Annotated in this window: 16 protein-coding genes; 11 read left to right on the top strand and 5 right to left on the bottom strand. The window is 59.7% G+C overall.

What is annotated here, in order from left to right; translation table 11 throughout:
- Window positions 1-272: 272 nt before the first annotated feature.
- Window positions 273-527, bottom strand: coding sequence for a DUF982 domain-containing protein (locus M2281_RS11690; protein ID WP_280821843.1), 255 nt, complete (start codon window positions 525-527; stop codon window positions 273-275).
- A 385-nt stretch (window positions 528-912) separates the two neighbouring features.
- On the opposite strand from M2281_RS11690, the gene M2281_RS11685 reads away from it, so the two are divergent.
- On the top strand, window positions 913-2298 hold the full coding sequence (locus tag M2281_RS11685) for a sensor histidine kinase (protein WP_280821340.1): 1386 nt from the start codon (window positions 913-915) through the stop codon (window positions 2296-2298).
- Between the two features lie 374 nt (window positions 2299-2672).
- Here M2281_RS11685 and M2281_RS11680 read toward each other — a convergent pair whose 3' ends face one another.
- Complete coding sequence (locus tag M2281_RS11680; protein WP_280821339.1) at window positions 2673-3392, bottom strand: outer membrane protein; 720 nt, start codon at window positions 3390-3392, stop codon at window positions 2673-2675.
- Between the two features lie 505 nt (window positions 3393-3897).
- Here M2281_RS11680 and M2281_RS11675 point away from each other — a divergent pair.
- From M2281_RS11675 to M2281_RS11650, 6 genes are all read left to right on the top strand, one after another.
- A complete protein-coding gene (locus M2281_RS11675; protein WP_280821338.1) occupies window positions 3898-4866 on the top strand; it encodes a helix-turn-helix transcriptional regulator in 969 nt (322 codons plus the stop codon).
- A gap of 317 nt (window positions 4867-5183) precedes the next feature.
- Window positions 5184-5924 carry a superoxide dismutase gene (locus tag M2281_RS11670; protein ID WP_280821337.1) on the top strand — a complete coding sequence of 247 codons (741 nt, stop codon included), beginning with the start codon at window positions 5184-5186 and terminating at the stop codon, window positions 5922-5924.
- Window positions 5925-6303: 379 nt separating this feature from the next.
- The gene (locus M2281_RS11665; protein WP_280821336.1) at window positions 6304-7386 is read left to right on the top strand and encodes an OmpA family protein; all 1083 of its coding nucleotides are present in this window, start codon (window positions 6304-6306) and stop codon (window positions 7384-7386) included.
- A gap of 502 nt (window positions 7387-7888) precedes the next feature.
- Window positions 7889-9439 carry a hypothetical protein gene (locus M2281_RS11660; protein ID WP_280821335.1) on the top strand — a complete coding sequence of 517 codons (1551 nt, stop codon included), beginning with the start codon at window positions 7889-7891 and terminating at the stop codon, window positions 9437-9439.
- A 477-nt stretch (window positions 9440-9916) separates the two neighbouring features.
- The gene (locus M2281_RS11655; protein WP_280821334.1) at window positions 9917-10486 is read left to right on the top strand and encodes a class I SAM-dependent methyltransferase; all 570 of its coding nucleotides are present in this window, start codon (window positions 9917-9919) and stop codon (window positions 10484-10486) included.
- A 7-nt stretch (window positions 10487-10493) separates the two neighbouring features.
- Window positions 10494-10880: a DedA family protein gene (locus M2281_RS11650; RefSeq protein ID WP_280821333.1), complete on the top strand. Its 387-nt coding sequence runs from the start codon at window positions 10494-10496 to the stop codon at window positions 10878-10880.
- 128 nt (window positions 10881-11008) lie between these two features.
- On the opposite strand, the gene M2281_RS11645 is transcribed toward M2281_RS11650, so the two are convergent.
- Both M2281_RS11645 and M2281_RS11640 read right to left on the bottom strand, forming a co-directional pair.
- Entirely contained in the window at window positions 11009-12001 is a 993-nt protein-coding gene (locus tag M2281_RS11645) for a helix-turn-helix transcriptional regulator (RefSeq protein ID WP_280821842.1), read from the bottom strand.
- Between the two features lie 695 nt (window positions 12002-12696).
- Window positions 12697-13134, bottom strand: coding sequence for a YybH family protein (locus tag M2281_RS11640; protein WP_280821332.1), 438 nt, complete (start codon window positions 13132-13134; stop codon window positions 12697-12699).
- A gap of 241 nt (window positions 13135-13375) precedes the next feature.
- On the opposite strand from M2281_RS11640, the gene M2281_RS11635 reads away from it, so the two are divergent.
- Both M2281_RS11635 and M2281_RS11630 read left to right on the top strand, forming a co-directional pair.
- Window positions 13376-13543 (top strand): hypothetical protein, encoded by a 168-nt coding sequence (locus M2281_RS11635; protein ID WP_280821331.1) that lies wholly within the window; start codon window positions 13376-13378, stop codon window positions 13541-13543.
- Between the two features lie 526 nt (window positions 13544-14069).
- Window positions 14070-14300 carry a hypothetical protein gene (locus M2281_RS11630; protein ID WP_280821330.1) on the top strand — a complete coding sequence of 77 codons (231 nt, stop codon included), beginning with the start codon at window positions 14070-14072 and terminating at the stop codon, window positions 14298-14300.
- Window positions 14301-15445: 1145 nt separating this feature from the next.
- Here the strand turns inward: M2281_RS11630 and M2281_RS11625 are convergent.
- Window positions 15446-15655 (bottom strand): cold-shock protein, encoded by a 210-nt coding sequence (locus M2281_RS11625; protein WP_280821329.1) that lies wholly within the window; start codon window positions 15653-15655, stop codon window positions 15446-15448.
- A 463-nt stretch (window positions 15656-16118) separates the two neighbouring features.
- On the opposite strand from M2281_RS11625, the gene M2281_RS11620 reads away from it, so the two are divergent.
- Together M2281_RS11620 and M2281_RS11615 are read left to right on the top strand one after the other, a co-directional pair.
- A complete protein-coding gene (locus tag M2281_RS11620) occupies window positions 16119-16880 on the top strand; it encodes a hypothetical protein (protein ID WP_280821328.1) in 762 nt (253 codons plus the stop codon).
- 1026 nt (window positions 16881-17906) lie between these two features.
- The gene (locus tag M2281_RS11615) at window positions 17907-18287 is read left to right on the top strand and encodes a cupin domain-containing protein (RefSeq protein WP_280821327.1); all 381 of its coding nucleotides are present in this window, start codon (window positions 17907-17909) and stop codon (window positions 18285-18287) included.
- The last annotated feature ends 380 nt before the right edge of the window (window positions 18288-18667 follow it).

Genomic DNA, 18667 nt, shown 5'->3' with positions numbered 1-18667 from the left:
GTGGAGCTATTGGGCTTGGTTGACTAGCGTAATTTCACTCAAGCTTCTTCCTCGGGGCGGAAGCCGGGCACGACAGCGGCGACGCCTTCACCGTCGACGTTCGCGGCGGAGTAAAGATACCGCTGTGAGCCTCCCAGCGCACCACGTGTCACGAGAGATGACACTCAACGGTTTCTCCAGGCTTCTGGAGCGTCTGCTTTCAGGCCGCGGCCAAGCGCTCTCTATGGCTGACTTGGGGCGCGATCCTGAAGCGGTTCCGTGACGGCATGAGATCAGGCGCGAGTGTCCTCGTCGAGAAGAACGCGGGCCTCCTGTGCGGCTTCGATGAATGCCCTCCGAGCGACGCTGGGAGGCTTCTGGCCCTTGAGGACCTCAAGGCAAGCTCTCATGGCCGCTTGCCTTTTTTCATTGTGGGTAGACGGCCAAGCGCGCAGCAGAATTTTGGCGGCATCTTCCGTGCCGCACACAATGCGGTCGCGATCAATTCGACCAATTTGAATGCGCACTGGTTTGTGGAAACGCCTCATCCCCATGCACGGTGCTCCGTACCCAACAATGCCCGTGGTCAGGATCGGTCACCCTCGAGTTGCGGACAAGGCTTCACCGCACGCAAATCCACAGGAATCGCCCCTCATCTGGAGACCATAGCCGGCGGCAGGGAGGCTGCTGTGACCTATCGCGGCCAGCGGCCTGGTGGAGCCCGGTTAATCTATCCATCTCTGGGGGTCGTCTTGGACAGCTCGCACCGCGCCGGCGAGGATCGTGGCAACAGATCAGGATCAGGTAGTCTGGTGTGGCCGCGCCATGGCATGGCGGATATGCCGGACAATTTCGCGCGTTGCCTGTCCCCTTGCGCGTTCAACACAAACCGTGCTGACGTGGCTGCGGGTGGCGCTAGGGAGGGGGTGGTTCATGCAGGAATGGAAACACGATGTTGCGGGCCAGTTGATCCGAACCTATCACGCCAACTTTATCGCCAATCGAGCATTGGCCTATGCGTTTGCTGTTGGATGTGTACTCGTAGCCGTTCTCATTCGCGTTGGCATCGGACTTCTAGAAGTCAATGTTTCTCCCTTTGTCACTGTGTTTCTGGCCGTTTTTCTGGCGTCTGTTCTTGGTGGTGGAGGCCCTGGGGCACTCGCTCTTTTACTGTCTGCTGCTTCGGCTTGGGTTCTGTTTATTGACCCTATCCACCCCTTCCAGATCGGCACGACTGCTAGTGTGCTCAATCTGGCGCTGTTCTGCTTCTTTGGCGCCGCGATGGTCCTCGTTGGCGGAATCTTGCAAGCCATGATAGTGCGGACGGATCAGATGCTGAAAGACGCAAAGGAAGCTGATCGTCGGTTGCATGCCGCTCTTGAGGCTGGCCGTCTCGGCTCCGTCTCGTATGACCTCAAGGAGGATCGCGGGAGATGGTCACCAGCCTTCGCCACGATGGTTGGTCTACCTGTCACGCAAACCAGCATGGACTTTGCAGAGTGGCTGGCGATTGTACACCCTGACGATCGCGGCCTTGCCGAGGCAGCATTGGCGGAGACGATTACTGCCCAAGCGGGAACATCCAAATCGAGTTATCGCATTATCCGACCAGATGGTTCGGTGCGTTGGTTGGAACTGTCGGTCCACACGACACGGGATGCGCTGGGGCAGCCGATCGAACTGGATGGTGTTGCACTCGACGTTACCGAGCAGCGTCAGGAAGATGAGCGCAAGCGTGAGATCGTGCGGGAGATGCACCACAGAATCCGAAACAATCTCGCTGTAGTACAGGCGCTCGCCCGTCAGACGGCGCGTGAGGAGACGGACGTTCAAAGCTTTGCGGAGCGCCTTGTTTCGCGCTTGGGGGCGCTCTCTGCGACACATGATCTACTGATCAAGGACAGTGGCCGGGGAGTATCGCTTGCGGATTTGCTGCTTACCGAAACAGGCCCCTTTGAGGTGAAGCAAGACAAGCGAATTATGCTTGAGGGCCCAGACGTCATAGTGCCGCAGTCAATGCTCATACCGCTCACGCTCATGTTTCATGAATTGACGACTAATTCGGCCAAGTACGGGTCCCTGGCCTGTGAGGATGGCCAATTGCGGGTAACTTGGTCGACTGCAGCGGACGCGGACCGGCCACAGCTATCTGTGGTCTGGAGTGAGCAAGGTGGTCTCACCACAGCCGTACCGCCCAGAACGGGCTTTGGCTCGGGCCTGATCAGGCGGATGGTCAACAATGCTCTTGGCGGTGAGGTCGAGTTTCTATGGCAGCCCGAAGGCTTGCGCTGCGCCTTTGCTATCCCTCTCGTAAGCTGAGCCTTTGCGCTTGTAGCACGTGGGGGCCCGGTGAGGCGGGTTGCATGACGCAGCGTCCGCGCCACCTGATCGCGGAACTGGCAGAATTTTTCGAGGTATCCCCTTCAAATCATGGCGTCAATGACCGCTTGGGGCCGGAAGTGGTCGGTCCGCTTTGGGGCGAACTCAGTAGCAAGCGGTCATACTTTCACTCATGCCGTATCGCGCTTTGCGATGCCAGACCCATTTTGCCAACGCAAAGCCAGGGCGCGGAGACATGTCGTCGGACTGGTTCGCAGGAACGGCGGCGTCGGCCCGCCGACGCCGGGTCTTTTGCAGCTCACTGAATGATGCCCCGGCTTTCGCCCGGACCGGAGATCGTTTGGTGATGCAGATCAGAACTTGTAGGCTACACCCAAGCGGACATCGTGTGTGCGAACTCGGGCAGTCCACGGATCCTCCCAGGAATTAGATTCTGGGGTCGCGGTGAAGTCCTTCTTCCCATACTGGGTGTAACGATACTCGCCGCGTACTGTCCAATTTTCCGTCACAGCGTATTCCGCACCTGCACCTATCGTCCATCCGGTCATGGTGCCCGAGGCAGTGCTGGCACCGGTGCTCGGAAAGTCCGAGTGATCGACATTGACCTCTCCAAAACGGAAGCGAGCAACGGAGAGACCACCGGCTATGTAAGGCATGAACCGGTCAAACGCATACCCAACCCGCGCCCGAGCGGTGCCAATCCAGTCGAGCTTTGTATTGCTCATGAAGGATGTCGCCGAGACATTGGCACCGTCGGCTTTGACGTTGCCCCAGACGAGGTCGCCTTCGACGCCGAGAACGACACCACCATCAAGTTGGTAGTTGTAGCCGCCGAAAACTCCGCCAAACCCACCCTTCGGATTCAGCCGGTAGTTCCACTGGCTGTCTTCACCGTATTGGGCGATATCATACGCGTGATTGACCTTTCCCCCGGCCACATAGCCGATCTGGCCACCGACATAGATACCCGACCAGTTGTAGGCGGCAACAGGTTCCTGAACAACGACGTCGGCGGCTTTGGCGCCGGTAATGCTGGCGACGAGAAGTGCCGAAGCGATAATGCAATTTTTCATAATGATATCCCCAAAGACACGGGCCAACGATTCTGCCCAGTTCATGCGGAGCAATACGGGGAACGCCCACGAGTATCTTGGGCGATACCGAATGCCTTTTTGCACCGAGCGAACTGACAGTCGGCTGGACAATTGCACAGCCCTCATCCTGAGAAGCGCAACGAGCGCGCCTTGAAAAATTTGAGCCGTGAAAGCCTCCAAACGCGCGCTAACGCATCGCCCCAACCGCTGCCGTCACGCTACGCTTCGCCGGAGGCAGAGATATCTTGTCGCGTCCGTCATGCTGCTAGTCAGCGCGTACGCTGCATGCGTACCGAACTCGCAATGGCCGCTGTGCAGGCATTATCTGTTCGCCTCATGTGAAATTACATTCGCCCTCAGCAAAGCAAATCGCGTGCCGCTTGCTGTAAAAGTCCTCCCAGAAGGCGTAGAACCGGTCCTGCGCCGCAATATTGTTTGAAGCGGTTGAATGCCTTTTGAACAGGCGAGGCGATAGGAAGCTTAGGTGAGCGCCATCCCATTTCCGATACAGCTACTGTCCACGGAAAGCATTCCGCAGCGACAGCAACTGGCATTCGTGCATGATTTCGTGGCACGCCAAATCAGCGGACGCCGTTTCTTTCCGGCCGACCCTGGCAATATTCGCGTCGACTTGGAGGCAATGTCGCTGCCCGGCGGTCTGGTCGTTGCCCGCGGCCTGTTCACCCCGATGCACGGTGTGCGGGCGCGCGACTTGCTGCAGGACGGGCGCGAGAATTATATTTGGATGATCCAGAACGATGAGCGCGAGATTTCAGTCGAGGGCAAGGCGCCGGTCAGGATCGCCCCAGGCGACCTCGTGCTGGTGAATGAGGGGATTTTCCATGAATGCTGGCACGGCAAACCCTCCTCCTTCGATATCGTCACGCTCGACCGTCGATTACTTGCCGGCCTCGTCCCCAGGATCGATATGGAGGCGTGCTATGTAGTACCGTCGACGGCTGGTGGTGTACCGCTGCTGGCGGCTTATGTCGAAACGCTGCGCCGCCATCCACCGTGTTCGATTAAGGCTGGTGAGGTCGCATCCCGTCATGTCTACGACCTTACGGCACTGGTTCTCGACGGCTTCGTCCGTGGCGGCGCTGAGCGCAATGAGCGCAGCAACGCGGCAGCACGGTTGAAGCTCGTTCAGAGGGATATTCGCGATAGATTGTCCAACCCAGGGCTCCACATCGACGCTGTCGCGCGGCGCCAGGGCGTGTCGCCGCGCTACATCCAGCACTTGTTCGCGAGCGAAGGGACGACCTTTACCGATTTCGTTCGCGATTGCAGGCTCGATCTCGCCTTCCGTCTTCTTCAGGAACGCGGCGAGGCTCCCAGTACGATCACTGGAATCGCCTACGATGTCGGTTTCTCCGATTTGTCCTCGTTCAGCCGCGCGTTTCGCCAGCGCTTCAATGTCACGCCTTCGGAGATCAGGCGACTCTCCTCGTAGAACAGAGCGGCGTGTCAGAGCCCGTTTGGAGGCTTTCACGGCTCAAATTCTTCAAGGCGCGCTCGTTGCGCTTCTCAGGATGAGGGCTGTGCAATTGTCCAGCCGACTGTCAGTTCGCTCGGTGCAAAAAGGCATACGGTATCGCCCAAGATACTCGTGGGCGTTCCCCGTATTGCTCCGCATGAACTGGGCAGAATCGTTTCCCGCTCCCAAGCCGTGGTCGGCATCGAAACCGGCATAAGCCTGCATGTGGCGCAGACCATTGCCCAGATGCACGCTTCGCGCGTCACGCCTGCCTGCCAAAAATGGAGATATACATGCCAATGCTTTCACGTCGCCGCCTCGTTCTTGCCGCAAGCAGTCTTGTGGCGATGGCCGCCGCTCCAAAGGTCGTCTTCGCGCAGGCGACAACCCCGGCGCCGGCATCGACCGGCCCCTTCACAGTCCCCCCGTTGAGCTATCCCGTGATCGCGCTCGAGCCGCATATCGATGCGAAAACCATGGAACTGCACCACGGCAAGCACCACGCGGCCTATGTAACGGCGGTGAATGTCGTCGCCAAAACCCATCCGCAGATCGCCACGACGCCGATCGAAACCGTGCTCTCCAATCTCTCGTCGCTCGATGAAACAATTCGGGCGACCATACGCAACAATCTCGGCGGTCACGCCAACCACAGCATGTTCTGGCAGATCATGGGTCCCAACGGTGGCAAACCGGAGGGCGAGGTGCTGGCCGCGATCGAGCGCGACCTTGGCGGCATGGAGAAGTTTCAAAACGACTTCAACACCGCCGGCACGCGACAGTTCGGCTCCGGCTGGGTGTTCGTAACGGTCACCAAGGAAGGCAAGCTTGCCATCGAGGCCCGCCCTAACCAGGATACGCCGCTGATGGACGGCAAGCGTGTGCTGATGGGCAACGATGTCTGGGAGCACGCCTATTATCTCAACTATCAGAACCGCCGGGCGGACTACTTGAAGGCGTGGTGGAATGCGGTGAACTGGAAGAGGGTTTCCGAGCGTTTCGCCGCCGCGAAAGCCGGGACACTGGGGATCTGATCACCGAATGGCGTGACAGGTGGGGTCAGTCGCCCCTCCTGCTCGCGCCTCGGCCTGCTCGTATCCCTCTGGTTCTGACACTCCTATTGTAAGTTTCGCTTACGGAACCTGTTCCAGAAAACACGCACCCATCGCTGGGCCGAACTGGTCGCCCTGCCGATACGGGCGACAATTCCACTGTAGCCGCAGGACCCCGGATTCCTCCGGGAGGGGGTTAGGTGCGCTTCAAGTATTACATGGGGGCAATATGTCGAATTCAAACATGCGCCGAGCAATCGGGCTGTTCGCACTTTGTTTGGCCGCAACATCGGCTCAGGCGGCACAGACTACTTGTGCGCCGCTCGGCGCGCTGCCGTTGTATCGGCTGGACGAGGATGGCGTGCAGTTGCGCATTCACGACGTTCATCAGTTTCCAGTCGAGGATACCGACGGCGGCGCGCGCTGGGACGACATCGCCGGGCGCCAGTGCCACGCCAGGTATGTGCCGAAGAACGACGACAGGCTGATGAGCGACCTGGAAATCCAGGAGAACTACCGCACGCAAATGCGCGCGCTCGGCGCGACCGTGCTCAACAGCGACCGCAACAACACTACGGCGAAGTTGACGAAGAACGGCGCCACGACCTGGTTCCACATCTGGAGCCAGGAAACTTCCATCGAGGTCACCGTCGTGCAGCAGCAGGAGGCGGACTTTGTGCTGACTGCGCCGGGGCCGTCCGACCATCGCCTGCTCGGGCATATGCCCGACTACGTCGCCGGCCCACCCGAGCGGCGCAGTTTCGATGAGGCCACGATCAGCATCGACGGCGATGACGGCGACGTGCGCGACATCGACGTAAACGGCGCGCGCTTCTTCGTTCGCTACGAAGCCGCCGACCGCAGCAAGCCAGCGAGCGACGCAGACATCCATGCGAACTATCGGATGGCGGTGAAGAAGCTCGGCGGCGAGGTGCTGCACAGCGACCATCAATGGACCTATGCGCGCTTCGTCCACGAAGGCCAGGTGTTCTGGCTCAAGCTGTTCAGCCAAGAGGCCGACATCGAGCTGACGGTGATTGAGGAAAAGCCGTTCCAGGCTTCGATCACACCGCCCCGGGCTGACGAGTTACGGACCGCACTCGACAAAGACGGCCGCGTTTCGCTCCACGTCAATTTTGACTTCGCCAAGGCGACGCTAAAACCAGATGCAACGCCGGTCATCGACCAGGTGCTGGCCCTGCTCCGGACCGATCCGGCGCTGCGCCTGTCGATCGAAGGCCACACCGACGACATCGGAAGTGCCGGGTCGAATCGCAAACTGTCGCTACAGCGAGCGCAAAGCATGGTTGAGGCGCTCGTCACCAAGGGCGTCGCTCCTGAACGGCTGAAGTCCGCTGGCTTTGGTGCGGACAAGGCGTTGGCCGACAACGCCACGTCGGAAGGCCGCGCACGAAACCGCCGCGTCGAACTCGTGCGATTTTAGATGCAAGGCGCGGTTTCGAGGTGCTGCGGCGGTCGCTGGTGCTGTGAAGAAAAATGGCCCGCTACGGAGACCGAAGCGGGCCGAGCGTGGCCCCATTATGTCCGGTTTCAGGAAGCGGCGAAGTTGGTCTCAACGATCGAGATGGGCGCGTTGCAGACTGGCAGCCTTGGGCCGGAAGCTGTCGGTCCGTTACGGGGAGATTTTGCTAGCAAGCAGACCTTCCACCGTCGACCCCGTCCGGCGCATCTCGTCCAGTGAGTGATCTTTGGCTCCGCCGGAAGCAGACATCGCGGGGAACCATGCTGGAGGTCGCGCTCGCGAGAGCAGCCGTCGATGCCGCGGAGCACGAACGGCACGATCATGGCCCTGGTGTCGGTTGCTGGTCTTCAGAAGCAGGTAGAGGCTAGCGCGGCTGTGGCTTGTCGGACCGAGAGGCCAGCCTAGTTCTGTGATGGCACTTGGCAGGTTTTCGAAGCGACCACTCGCCCCAGAGGAGCCGATCATGAAAAGGCGTACGTTCCTGACCGGCGGGGCAACCGCCGCCGCTGCTGCGCTGTCCCCGAATATTGCCCATCCACAATCACCGCCAGCGGCTGGCCAGCCCTTGTCGCCGGCCGATGCCGCTTCGGCTGCGGCTCGCCTGCGAGCCCAATTTGCCAGCGCTTTCGACCCGGGCTATTTCGAGAACGTTATCGTCCCGTATTTCCTCGTGAGCACCTATCAAGGGGAAGAGCCGATGCTTCCCATGATCGGGGTCGCCCTCACCAAGGAAAATGCGCTTCCCTACGATCTCTGGGGCTTGCTGAGCGAAACCTGGCGACCGGCTCCCGAGCACGGGGTGACGGTGTTCCTGCAGGGGCTTGAGAAGCGCGGTCCGGACAATCGCAGAAAGCGCATCTACATGTCGGCCGTGACCCCCGATCTCTACAACGAGAAATATGGCGGGAAAGTCGCGGCATTTTTCGACAAGCTCCTGTCGGACGGGAATGCCGGGAAGCCGCTGATGCGGCCCTATCTCGAGGCTTATTGGGACCTCTATTGGGACCTTCATCTCGGCCTGTCGCACGATCAGATCCCGGATCGCATCCGCCAGATCGGCAACAGCTTCAACACGGTCCTTGCCTATCGCGACCCGACACAACGCATCGTCTACGACAACTACATGATCGTTCACTCGAACCTGGGGTACCTCAAGGCCTGGATCGACGAGAAGATTTCCGACTTGAAGGGAGGAAAGATCCAGAACCCGGACAAGACCTTTGCCTGGTACTGGATCAAGAATGCCGGAGACGGAGAGTATTTCGCTTCCAAGGACGTCGTTTTCGAGTGTTTCCACAACTTCGTGGCCTTCAGCCAGTGGGGAAACATGCTTTACAACATCATGTTAAAGCTCGGCACTGGCACCGGGGACCCGGAAGCCAAGTCGTGGTTCAAGACAACCATGGAGGGCGACTTCGACAACGCCAACGGGGCTCCGTTCACGCCGCTGGAGCGCTTCACGATGGAACTGTTCCGCACCATCTCGCCCAATGGCGGCAGCATTTCCGCACTCACGGAAACCAGGCCGCCATATTACGAGCGACATGGCTACATCGTGACCCCGCATACATCCACGAGCAAAGACCCGGTACACTGGAAGAATCCGACCGATTTCGACCCGTCTCGCTACGAGCACCAACCAACCAGCCAGGACATCGATGAAGCCAAGACGCTTTCCATGGGCTTTGCGAAATGCCCGTTCGACAAGACGGGCTTCGATCTGAAGGACGGCCGCAAAGGCTCGATGGAAAACAGTGCCTTCGGGACTGTGTTTGGGAAAGTCGACGGTAAGCCGCTTCCGGTGTGTGACTATGCGGGCTTTGCGCCTTTCGGGTTCGGTTACCGGCGGTGTCCCGGCGAACAACTGACCATTCATGCCTTCTCGGATTTTCTCAGGAAGGCATGGAACGACAAGCTCGAATTCGTCGAGCTTGGCATCAGCAACCCCGAGCCGCTGCCGATTGGGCCGACGACCGTCATCGGTGACAATATGGGCTTCGTGCGAGTTGGCTAGGTTTCCGGTTCGAAGGGGCTGCGTGCGCCCTTCCTCGCCTTTGCGAACAAGATCGTCATGCCGTCTCTTCTCGCGGCCGAAAAGCAGACGTTTGCCAGAACCTGACCCAGTCGAGACCATCTGGAAGGGTGGATTTCATTCAAAGCGATCCGTGAGGGTCCACTCCAGGAAGCAAGTCACGAGGTTGGCGGAGATAGGATCGGCCATTCCCAACGACTTCAGCGGTTCGGCCCCGCCTTCCCATTGAAGCGCTGCGTGACAGGCTCCCGCAATCCGTGCGTGGGACACAGTTACACGATCGATCTGGCCGCCCCGCGAACCATTGGAAGCCGCGGGGCCGTTCGATCGCCCGTTCATAGCGAATGGGTGACAGTCCTCATGCCGTGGATGACCTGAGAATGTTATCGCAATTCATCGACCAGCCCACCCCGCAGGGCATCGTTCCGGCCGAGCAACCTTCGATCAAGGGAGGCCGCGATGTCGGTCTCTGATGCTCTGGCATTCTTCCGGGCTTGGATCAGCAACCCGCTTCGCGTGGCGGCCGTCGCCCCCTCCGGCAGCGCGGTGGCCTCCCTAATGACCCAGGACATCACGCCCGGAACCGGGCCAATTCTCGAACTCGGCCCCGGAACGGGCCCCTTCACCCAGGCTCTGCTCGAGCGGGGCGTGCCGGAGCAGAACATCACATTGGTGGAATATGATGCGACCTTCGCCCGCCTGCTGGCTCGCCGCTTTCCGCTCGCCCGGGTGCTCCACATGGACGCGGCGGAACTGACGGCAGCCGGCCTCTACGCCGGCGCGACGGTCGGCGCGGTGATCAGCGGGCTGGGCATCCTCGCGATGCCTGCGGACAAGGCTTCGGCCATTCTCAGCGGTGCTTTCGCCTGCATGGTTCCGGGCGGGGCCTTCTATCAGATCACCTATGGTCCGCGTTGCCCGGTCCCGCGGGCAATTCTCGATCGTACCGGCTGGACGATGCGTAACCTGCCACCGGCATCGGTCTATCGGATTATGCGGCACCGATCCCTTTTGCCGTCAGCGTTGTGAGCAGGCCATGGAGATGTCTTCCGCCATCATCGCCATGCTCGGCTTCGGCGTCACTGGTGTCACCTGCCTGGCCGTCGCGGAAAAGTTCGTCCCCATCATGCCCTCCTATATCCTGCTGATGGTGCTGGGCATGGCCGCGAGCGACGGCTCCGGCCTCGCGGCCATGGTGGTCGCCACGACGGTCGGGTCGACGATCGGTTCCGTGTGCTGGTACGGGCTGGGGCGAGCGCTCGGTTCGCGACTGGTCGAAGCGCTGGTGGCCGGCTATGGACGCCTCATCCTGTTGCCATTTCCGCTGTATCAGCGCCTGGTCGGCCGCTACAGGCGCAATCAGTTTTGGGCGACGTTCCACCGGGACAATTTCCGGGCATCAGCGGACATGGCCTTTCTGTAACAGAGCGGGCGTGGCGAGCAAGTTGGGCGGGTTAGGCCAAAGATGTCGGGGCAGACCTGTCTTAGCCTGTCGGCAAGAGCAGACTCGCGGTGGGCGATGTCTGTAAAGACCATAGAAAATTGGCTGCTCTACCTCGCCCGGGGCAGCATTTGCATGGCCAGCCGCATCAGGTCAGCCTGACGGCAGGTGCCGGTCTTGGCAAAGACGTTGCCAAGATGTGTCTTGGCCGTGGAAGGCGCAATGTCGAGGTGCGTCGCCACTTCCGCAAGGGTCTTTCCGGACAGGAGGTTGGCAAGAAAGCGCGTTTCCGCGTGAGTGAGTTGGAAGGCAGTGGCGAGTGCCTTGGCTGCTTCCCGTTCATCCGGCGGTTGGCCGACGAAGATTGCTGCGACGGCGTCCGGATGCATCTCCCGGCGCCGATCACTGCCGGCCATCGGCAGCACATGAGCCAACATCGGCTGGTCGTCGGACGCGGTGAGGCGGACGGCAAGACCGGTCGCACCGATAGCGGTTTCATCCTCCGCTGCATGCAGGATCGCTGCCCGCAACTCCCGCGCGGCGGCCGGATGGCGAGCGCGTAAGACGCCACCGTCACTTTGCAGCGGGCCGCCTGGGCACAACATTTGCTCGGCGGCGCGGTTGGGATGCAGTACGGTGCCGCGCTTGTCGGTCAGCACTACACCACAGGATAGCGCGTCCAGCGCGTCCGCGAGCCGCCGGTGCTCTATGGTTTTGGCTTCAAGCACCTGACTGATGGTGACGGCCCGTCGCAAATGCGGCAGGAGCAGCGCGGCGAGTTCGATTTCCCGCTCGGTCGCGACGCCATATCGCTGATGATGCATGATGACCAGTTCGGAGACATGCGTCGGCGTCTGCATGAGGAACAGATGCATCACATCGGCGATGCCCAGTGGGACGAGCACATCCTTCGCGTAGGGAGACACGACGGCATTGTCCGCAGGGAGATGGCGCGAGGCTATGAATGGGGCGTCGAGCGACGGCGCGACGGCCAACCATTCCGAAACCCGTGCATGGATTTCCGTCAGATGACGGTCCCGGCGCTCCCGCCATTCGGGCATCCAGCCGACGCTTCTGTCGATCAGCAGCCGATCCGAACGCATGTCGTTCAAGGAAAGTATGATGGACTCGCCATCGAACACATCCTTTACGTCGGCAAGCGTCGCATCCCAGCGTGAGGGATCGAGGGTGCAATCGTAGATCGTTCCGATCAGTGGGGAGAACCTTCGCTCCGACAGAAGGCTGGTCATGACTATGCCCTCCGCTGCCGCGGCCGTTTAGCCGGCTCGTCGCGGCACGCCACCCAAGACGATTGCGCTTAATTTCTCCCCCAAACGTCCGATGCGCAAGCACAAGAAGCATGCTTGGCTTCGACTTTGTCGACAAGGATTGTCCGGATGGGTCGAGCGCGAGCCTGGCTGCAAGCCATAAACGAGCTGTTTTATGAAGTGGTCAGGCTGCTGATGCTCATCAAGTCGGACACCAAAAAGCGCAAATAGCCATTCGACTTGTGCGAGCAACGATGAGGCGGCTAAGGGCACTCCCCGAGCCGCCTCATAGTGTTGTTGGTAGTCTCAAGCGTGAGGGCTGCGCGATCGCATCGCCTCGTTGATGCCGGCCACGATCTGACGCCCACGACTCGTCGTCGCAAAGGCAGTGACAAGCGGTTGACTCGGCCACCTGTAGTGGGCAAACCCCGCTTGTACTTGTGATGCATCTTTCCCATCGAGGTCGGGTGCGGGCCTAGCCCTTCGGCACTAGCCCCCAACCCGAAATCGATCCTTGGCTGTGATCCGGCTCAGTTGAACGTGTGCACCTTGAGCTTCATGCTGCCATCCGGCTGGCGCTCGAAGATGTGGGTGGCGACGCCGCCCCACGGCTGATCCTTTCCAGCCTTGTCCTTGCCGTCCGCCGACCATTTGGCGACGCCGAACATCAGCTTGTCGTCTCCAGACGCCTGGATCAGGTCCAGCTTGTGGGCCTTGACGCCCATGGCGAACAGGGAAGCGAAGAATTTCTCGATACCCGGTCGGCCAATGATCACGTCTTGGGTAGCTGGAAGGAACAGCGCATCGTCCGCGTAGAGGGCCGCAAGCGCCTTGGCGTCCCCTTTGTTAAAGGCTTGATCCCAGGCCGCATAACTGGCCTTCACATCTGCGGCTGGGTCTGCATGAGAAAGAAGCGAGGACAACCCTAAGAATAGCGCCGTGACAAATGGCACGAGGAGCTTGGTCATCGATACCTCCCTGGTGGTGTCTCGGTCAAACCTCCAGTACCTGTGGTTGCACCAAGTACTATGCGCCGTGCGGCCGGGCTGTCACATCACAAACAGCCCGTCGGTCACTTGCCATGGCGCGACAGTTCTACAGACGACCTTTGCAGTCATGGGCACCAGGTCAATTGAGCCCTTCGTTCCGCCGAGTTGTTCCGAGCTGGCCGAGTGCCGACGACCGGACGACACCGTCAGCACCAACATATTGAATACAGTCACTAAGCCGCAGCGCTTCGGCGCCGAGCTTGGCCTCGGTGGCGCCTACGGCTGGGCGGGCGGCAAATATGCGCTGCATGGCGAGGCGCTCGCCGCCACCAGCTTCGAGGGTAGCCGCAGCCTCAAGGGCACCGTCGGCTTCACAATGGGCTTCTAGGACCCTAGCCGCCTCAGCCGGCGGACAACGCTCTTGTCGCGCCGGCTGCCGTCTAAGCGCCTCTGAGCTTGGCTGAGCACCCGAATTGGCCCGAAGCCGACGTCTATGTCCGGACACAGGATGGCCATGCAGCGGGCGCAAGACCGCTAGTCGCCGTGCGGACGACCGAAGTCGTCAACGGGTCATGACTGCAAATTGAGTCGGGGCTAACGAGATTCCGATCGTCAGCGGAACGGCTGCTTGTCGCTGCTTGGCAGTGCTCTCGGACAAACTCAATTCGTCCGAACCGTACACGCACGTACCAGGTGACGTGCACGGACTTGGGCCATGAACATGCAACCATGTTCGTGTCCTCCGCCGGGATGGTCCCCGGATGACCGGAACGCGGGATGCGCCCCGCCCGTATCAGGGCGTGTTCCGTGACCGGTCGTGGAGTTAGGCCGACTTAGTATTTATTTGATTCGCGAACTTGCAGCGACCTCGCCAGGCTGAAATGCCCGCTTTTCACAGGACTCATTTCTTTCACTTGCGCAGTAAAGCCCGCGCCTTCTGCTTAAGCGTAACTGACTTTACCAATCCACCGATAGGTCTAGCGCTTGGCTTCGATGCCTTCCATGACGGCTTCAACGCGCATCTGTTCGGTAATGCGTTTCTTTATCTCGATGAAATCGAGCGGGAGACGACCTGCAAGGCGCGCGGCTGTCGCGATGGCGACACCAGCGCGTTTGCCAGTGGCCTTCATAAGCCGGAACGATAGCCACCCCTACCCGTTTTCCAACCCTGTGTTGCAGTAGCATGCCATGAGTTCCGTAAAAGCCATGTGGAAGGGTTTCCTTCGACTGGGCAAACGGCGGCGGGAGGACCTTCCATGGTGAAGATCATTCTGACGATTGGCGCCACCTTGATGTTGTTGTCATCTAGTGCGACGGCGCAAGAAAAATTGGGACCTTGCGGAGCAGACCTCAGGACGCTGTGTCCAAATGTTCAACCGGGAAACGATCGCCTCCGCCTCTGCATGAGGGAGCATCTCCACGAGGTCTCAGATCGATGCCTAATGCAGCTTGCAAAGTTCGCCAAGGTTCGCCGGCTGCACCCAGAGTGCGGTGACTACCTTAAGCAACAGTGTGGGCAGGTCGAGCGTGGAGGGGGACGGTTCGAGGTTTGCCTGAAGACCGCCCTTGGCGGCCTGAGCGATTTTTGTAAAGACGAACTTGCGCGAGCGGTAACAATGCCCAAAACCCCACGTAAATAGAAAGAACCAACCAAGCTTTTACCGAATACATGCTACGTAGAATATAGAATAGCCCGCCTCGTGGAGGGACGAGACGAGCTGCATTGGAAAATTTGCTGTTCAGGCAATAAAATATTTAACTATGTTCGACTTGAATGTCACGCCAAATTTCAGATATACATGACCCATGAAAGACGAATCAGAAATGCAATAGAATGCCACGGCAGACCGATTACGTATTTCTGAGCGAAATCCCCTGTGGGATCACATACACTTCTGACCTGCACTCCCTCGGTGACCTCTAGCCCCAGCGAAAGCTGGGGCTTTTCTTTTGGTCAACGTCGCCGCGAGGGCCCGGAGCGCCGGATATGGAGTGGACGCCTCCAAAACCTCGTTAGCAGGTCTTCGTCGGCTGGGCGGCGCTTATGATGCTGTCCCGCTCCCACTGCTCGATTGCGGTGAGCTCATACAGGACAGCACCACCTAGTCGCATGAACGGCGGTCCCCTGCGAGCGGAGCGCCAGTTCGCAAGAGTGCGCATATGAATACGGCCGCTGTAACGCTCCGACAACTCGCGAGGGGTAAGGAAAAAAGGCCGGGAACCTCCCGACCTTTTGCTGATGGCCAGACGGCCAACAAACACGCGGTCCAAGACCGGAAGCGCTATTGCGTCATACCGCCTGAAGGTTGTCCGCCGAGATCTTTCCCTTGCGGGGGTCGCGCACCACTTCGAATGAAAGCTTCTGGCCCTCGACGAGGGTACGCATGCCGGCGCGTTCGACGGCCGAAATGTGGACGAAAACGTCCGGGCCGCCCTCATCCGGGGTGATAAAGCCAAAGCCTTTGGTGGAGTTGAAAAACTTTACTGTTCCGGTGGCCATGAGGTTTCCGTTCAAATCGGAATACAGTGTCGCGCTTGGCCGAGTGCCAAAATGCGAGTTGTCGATATTGAGAAGGAAGATCGTCTGGGCACCAAGGCGCAGAAACAATGTTCGTCAGCAAGATCGATGCGAAGATATAGGCGCGACACTGGACTGCGGCAATCCGCGCGCCGTTGGCTACTTGCCCCTCGGCGCAACAAGATCACGGCTAGCTTCGCTCCTGTGACCATGATGAATGGATCTGGCAGAATAGTCGGTCACGTCGGGGAAAACGGCGGCTGAAACAGGGACAGCCCGCCTCGTGGAGGGGTGCTTCGAACTCGGCTACTCAATGGGAGACCTGGACGTTGGCCAAGACCAAAGCGTACTTTGAATAGTATCCCGGGTAGCAGGTGCCATAGTAGCGGTAGACCCACGGATCGCAGTTAGATCAGGGCACGCCTAGACCGAAGAAGACGTTGTCGTGGTCACGGAAGAAGTGCCGATGATGGAAGAAGCGGCCATCACGGAAGCCTTCCCCGCGGAAGCCATGGAAGCCACGGAAGCCTTCACCGCCGAAGCCATTGAAGCCACGGAAGCGTTCACCGCCGAAGCCATGGAAGCCACGGAAGCCTTCACCGCCGAAGCCGTTGAAGCCACGGAAGCGTTCACCATGGAAGCCACGGAAGCCACGGAAGCCACGGAAGCCTTCACCGCCGAAGCCATGGAAGCCACGGAAGCCTTCACCGCCGAAGCCATGGAAGCCTTCACCGCGGAAGCCATGGAAGCCACGGAAGCCTTCACCGCCGAAGCCATGGAAGCCACGGAAGCCTTCACCGCCGAAGCCATGGAAGCGACGGAAGCCTTCACCGCCGAAGCCATGGAAGCCACGGGAGCCTTCACCGCCGAAGCCATGGAAGCGACGGAAGCCTTCACCGCCGAAGCCATGGAAGCCACGGGAGCCTTCACCGCCGAAGCCATGGAAGCCATGGAAGCCTTCACTGCGGAAGCCATGGAAGCCACCCATGCCGTGGAAGCCACGGTCAAACCGGCGGAAGCCTCCCATCCCGGGGAAGCCGCCGTGGAAGCCGCCCATTCCATGGAAGCCACGGAAGCCGCCAAAGCCGCCGCCGCCGTGCATCATGAAGCCGCCGCCGCCCATCCCGTGACCGCCGCCACCCATGCCACCGCGAACGAGTTGCACGCCGCCGCCAGGATCACCGGGTTTGCGCACCAGGACGGCTGACTCAAACTTGCCTTGGCAGGCTGCTGTGGTGCAGGACAAATTCCACGTCTGGCCGTCTGTTGCGGGCTTTGCGGAAGGTGAGCTGGCGATGCTGCTGGCAAAAGCAGGAGTGCCGTAGAGTGCTCCAATGCTCAACAATCCCGAGCACGCGAGTGCTGATAGATAGCGTTTCATTGTCTTCTCCAAGGGAAATCGTCCGTGGAGCCCAATGCCCGCTGATCGCAGGGGGAGGATTGACCTTGGTGCGATGATCGTCGGGGTTGGGCCTCTACCGGACCTCCTAGACAAACGCATCGCCAACGAGAAAATTCCCAGAGACTGGACACTTCTAAAGACTTCATGGAGGTGCCGCCCCATCCCCGCCATTGAAGGACAAAAAACGACGGGCTCTTCGGCATCCAGTGTACGCAGGGGCTAAGACACGCTAGGAATTGGAGCGGGTCATGGTTCTTGAAGGAGACCGCGGCATCGTCCACCTGCCTGCGCGGCCGCGTTCTCATACAACACCTGAGGAACGTCGCAGTTGGGCCGAAACCCGACTGACCGCTTATGGATGGGAACGAACTCGAGCTGCCAGTCAGTTCCCGACCTCAAATAGGCCGTTCCTGACTCATTGTGCCAAGTCCAGGGGCGGTTCACAAACCAGTTGCCTCCACGACAACGGGCCGCATGTCCGTCATTCCAACGATCCCGTCCGTGCATCAAAAGCGGACATCGCTGATGCCGAGGCAACAGACGAATTGCGCCACAAGCTGACATTCAGTCGGAGAAAAAGCGACGTGGCGACGGGCGCCCTTTGACCCGTTGCAGGCTTTGTTTGGCGCTTAGTGCTGTTTCGTACCGCCAATGGACGGCTCAGGCTATTCAATCACACGGATTCATTCCGGCCAAGCTTGTGTCAGTTGTATCCAACGACGCCGAACCATGCCTGTTGCATTAGCTAATACTGATCAAATGGTGTATGAATCCGACAGCGGTCCCGGGCGTTGCAGTGTCGGGCTCCGCTTCAAAAGAAGAGAGGTTGTCATGGCCGAAGCTGCAATGAACGTCACGAAACTGGACGCCAAATCGCATGACAAGCCTGACGAGGTGCGCTCGCCCGCTAAGACGCGCGTCGAGGTGGTGCGGCTGCCGGGCTACACGCTCGCGCGGATGAACATGGAGCCGGGCTGGCGATGGTCCGAATGCGTGAAGCCGGTGGTCAAGACCGAGAGCTGCCAGCTCTCACATGTCGGCTATGTCGTGTCCGGGACAATCACCGTCCGAATGAACGACGGGACGCAAATGTCCTTCAGCGAAGGCATGTCCTACACGATCCCGCCCGGCCACGACGCCTGGGTGGAAGGCAAGGTACCGTTCCAGTGCATCGAAGTGCTTAGCGCCGAACAGTACGCGAAACTGGCCTAGGGCTGATGTGCAGATTAGCCTGCCTTTGATATCTCAGCGCCTTCAGAGAGCCGCACTGGAAGTGCTGTCAGGGGCGCAAAAGCGTGGTCTTCAGGGGAAATCGATGGCGCATCATCGCCCTGACCAGCGTCGACGCTGTCCCCGTGGCCGTCATGGAGCGCGAAACGGTCATTTACGTAAACGAATGTGACAAACGGCTAGCCAGCCGAGCTGGACTCTATGTTCCATCCATATTCCGACACGGCCGTTCACTGGAAACAGGACAGCCAGGCGTCAACGTGCGCCGTTTCGCGAGCAGACCCTGATGACTGAAGCGGGTCACTCTTCACTTTCTACTCAAGGATTCGACCGTAGATCAAGACGCGCTCAGGCGCCAGATA

Origin of the sequence: Pseudaminobacter soli (ex Li et al. 2025), assembly GCF_029892515.1 — a bacterium.
Taxonomy (GTDB): domain Bacteria; phylum Pseudomonadota; class Alphaproteobacteria; order Rhizobiales; family Rhizobiaceae; genus Pseudaminobacter; species Pseudaminobacter soli_A.
The sequence above is the reverse complement of the archived record's forward strand: the minus strand, read 5'-3'. Positions and strand labels throughout refer to the sequence as shown.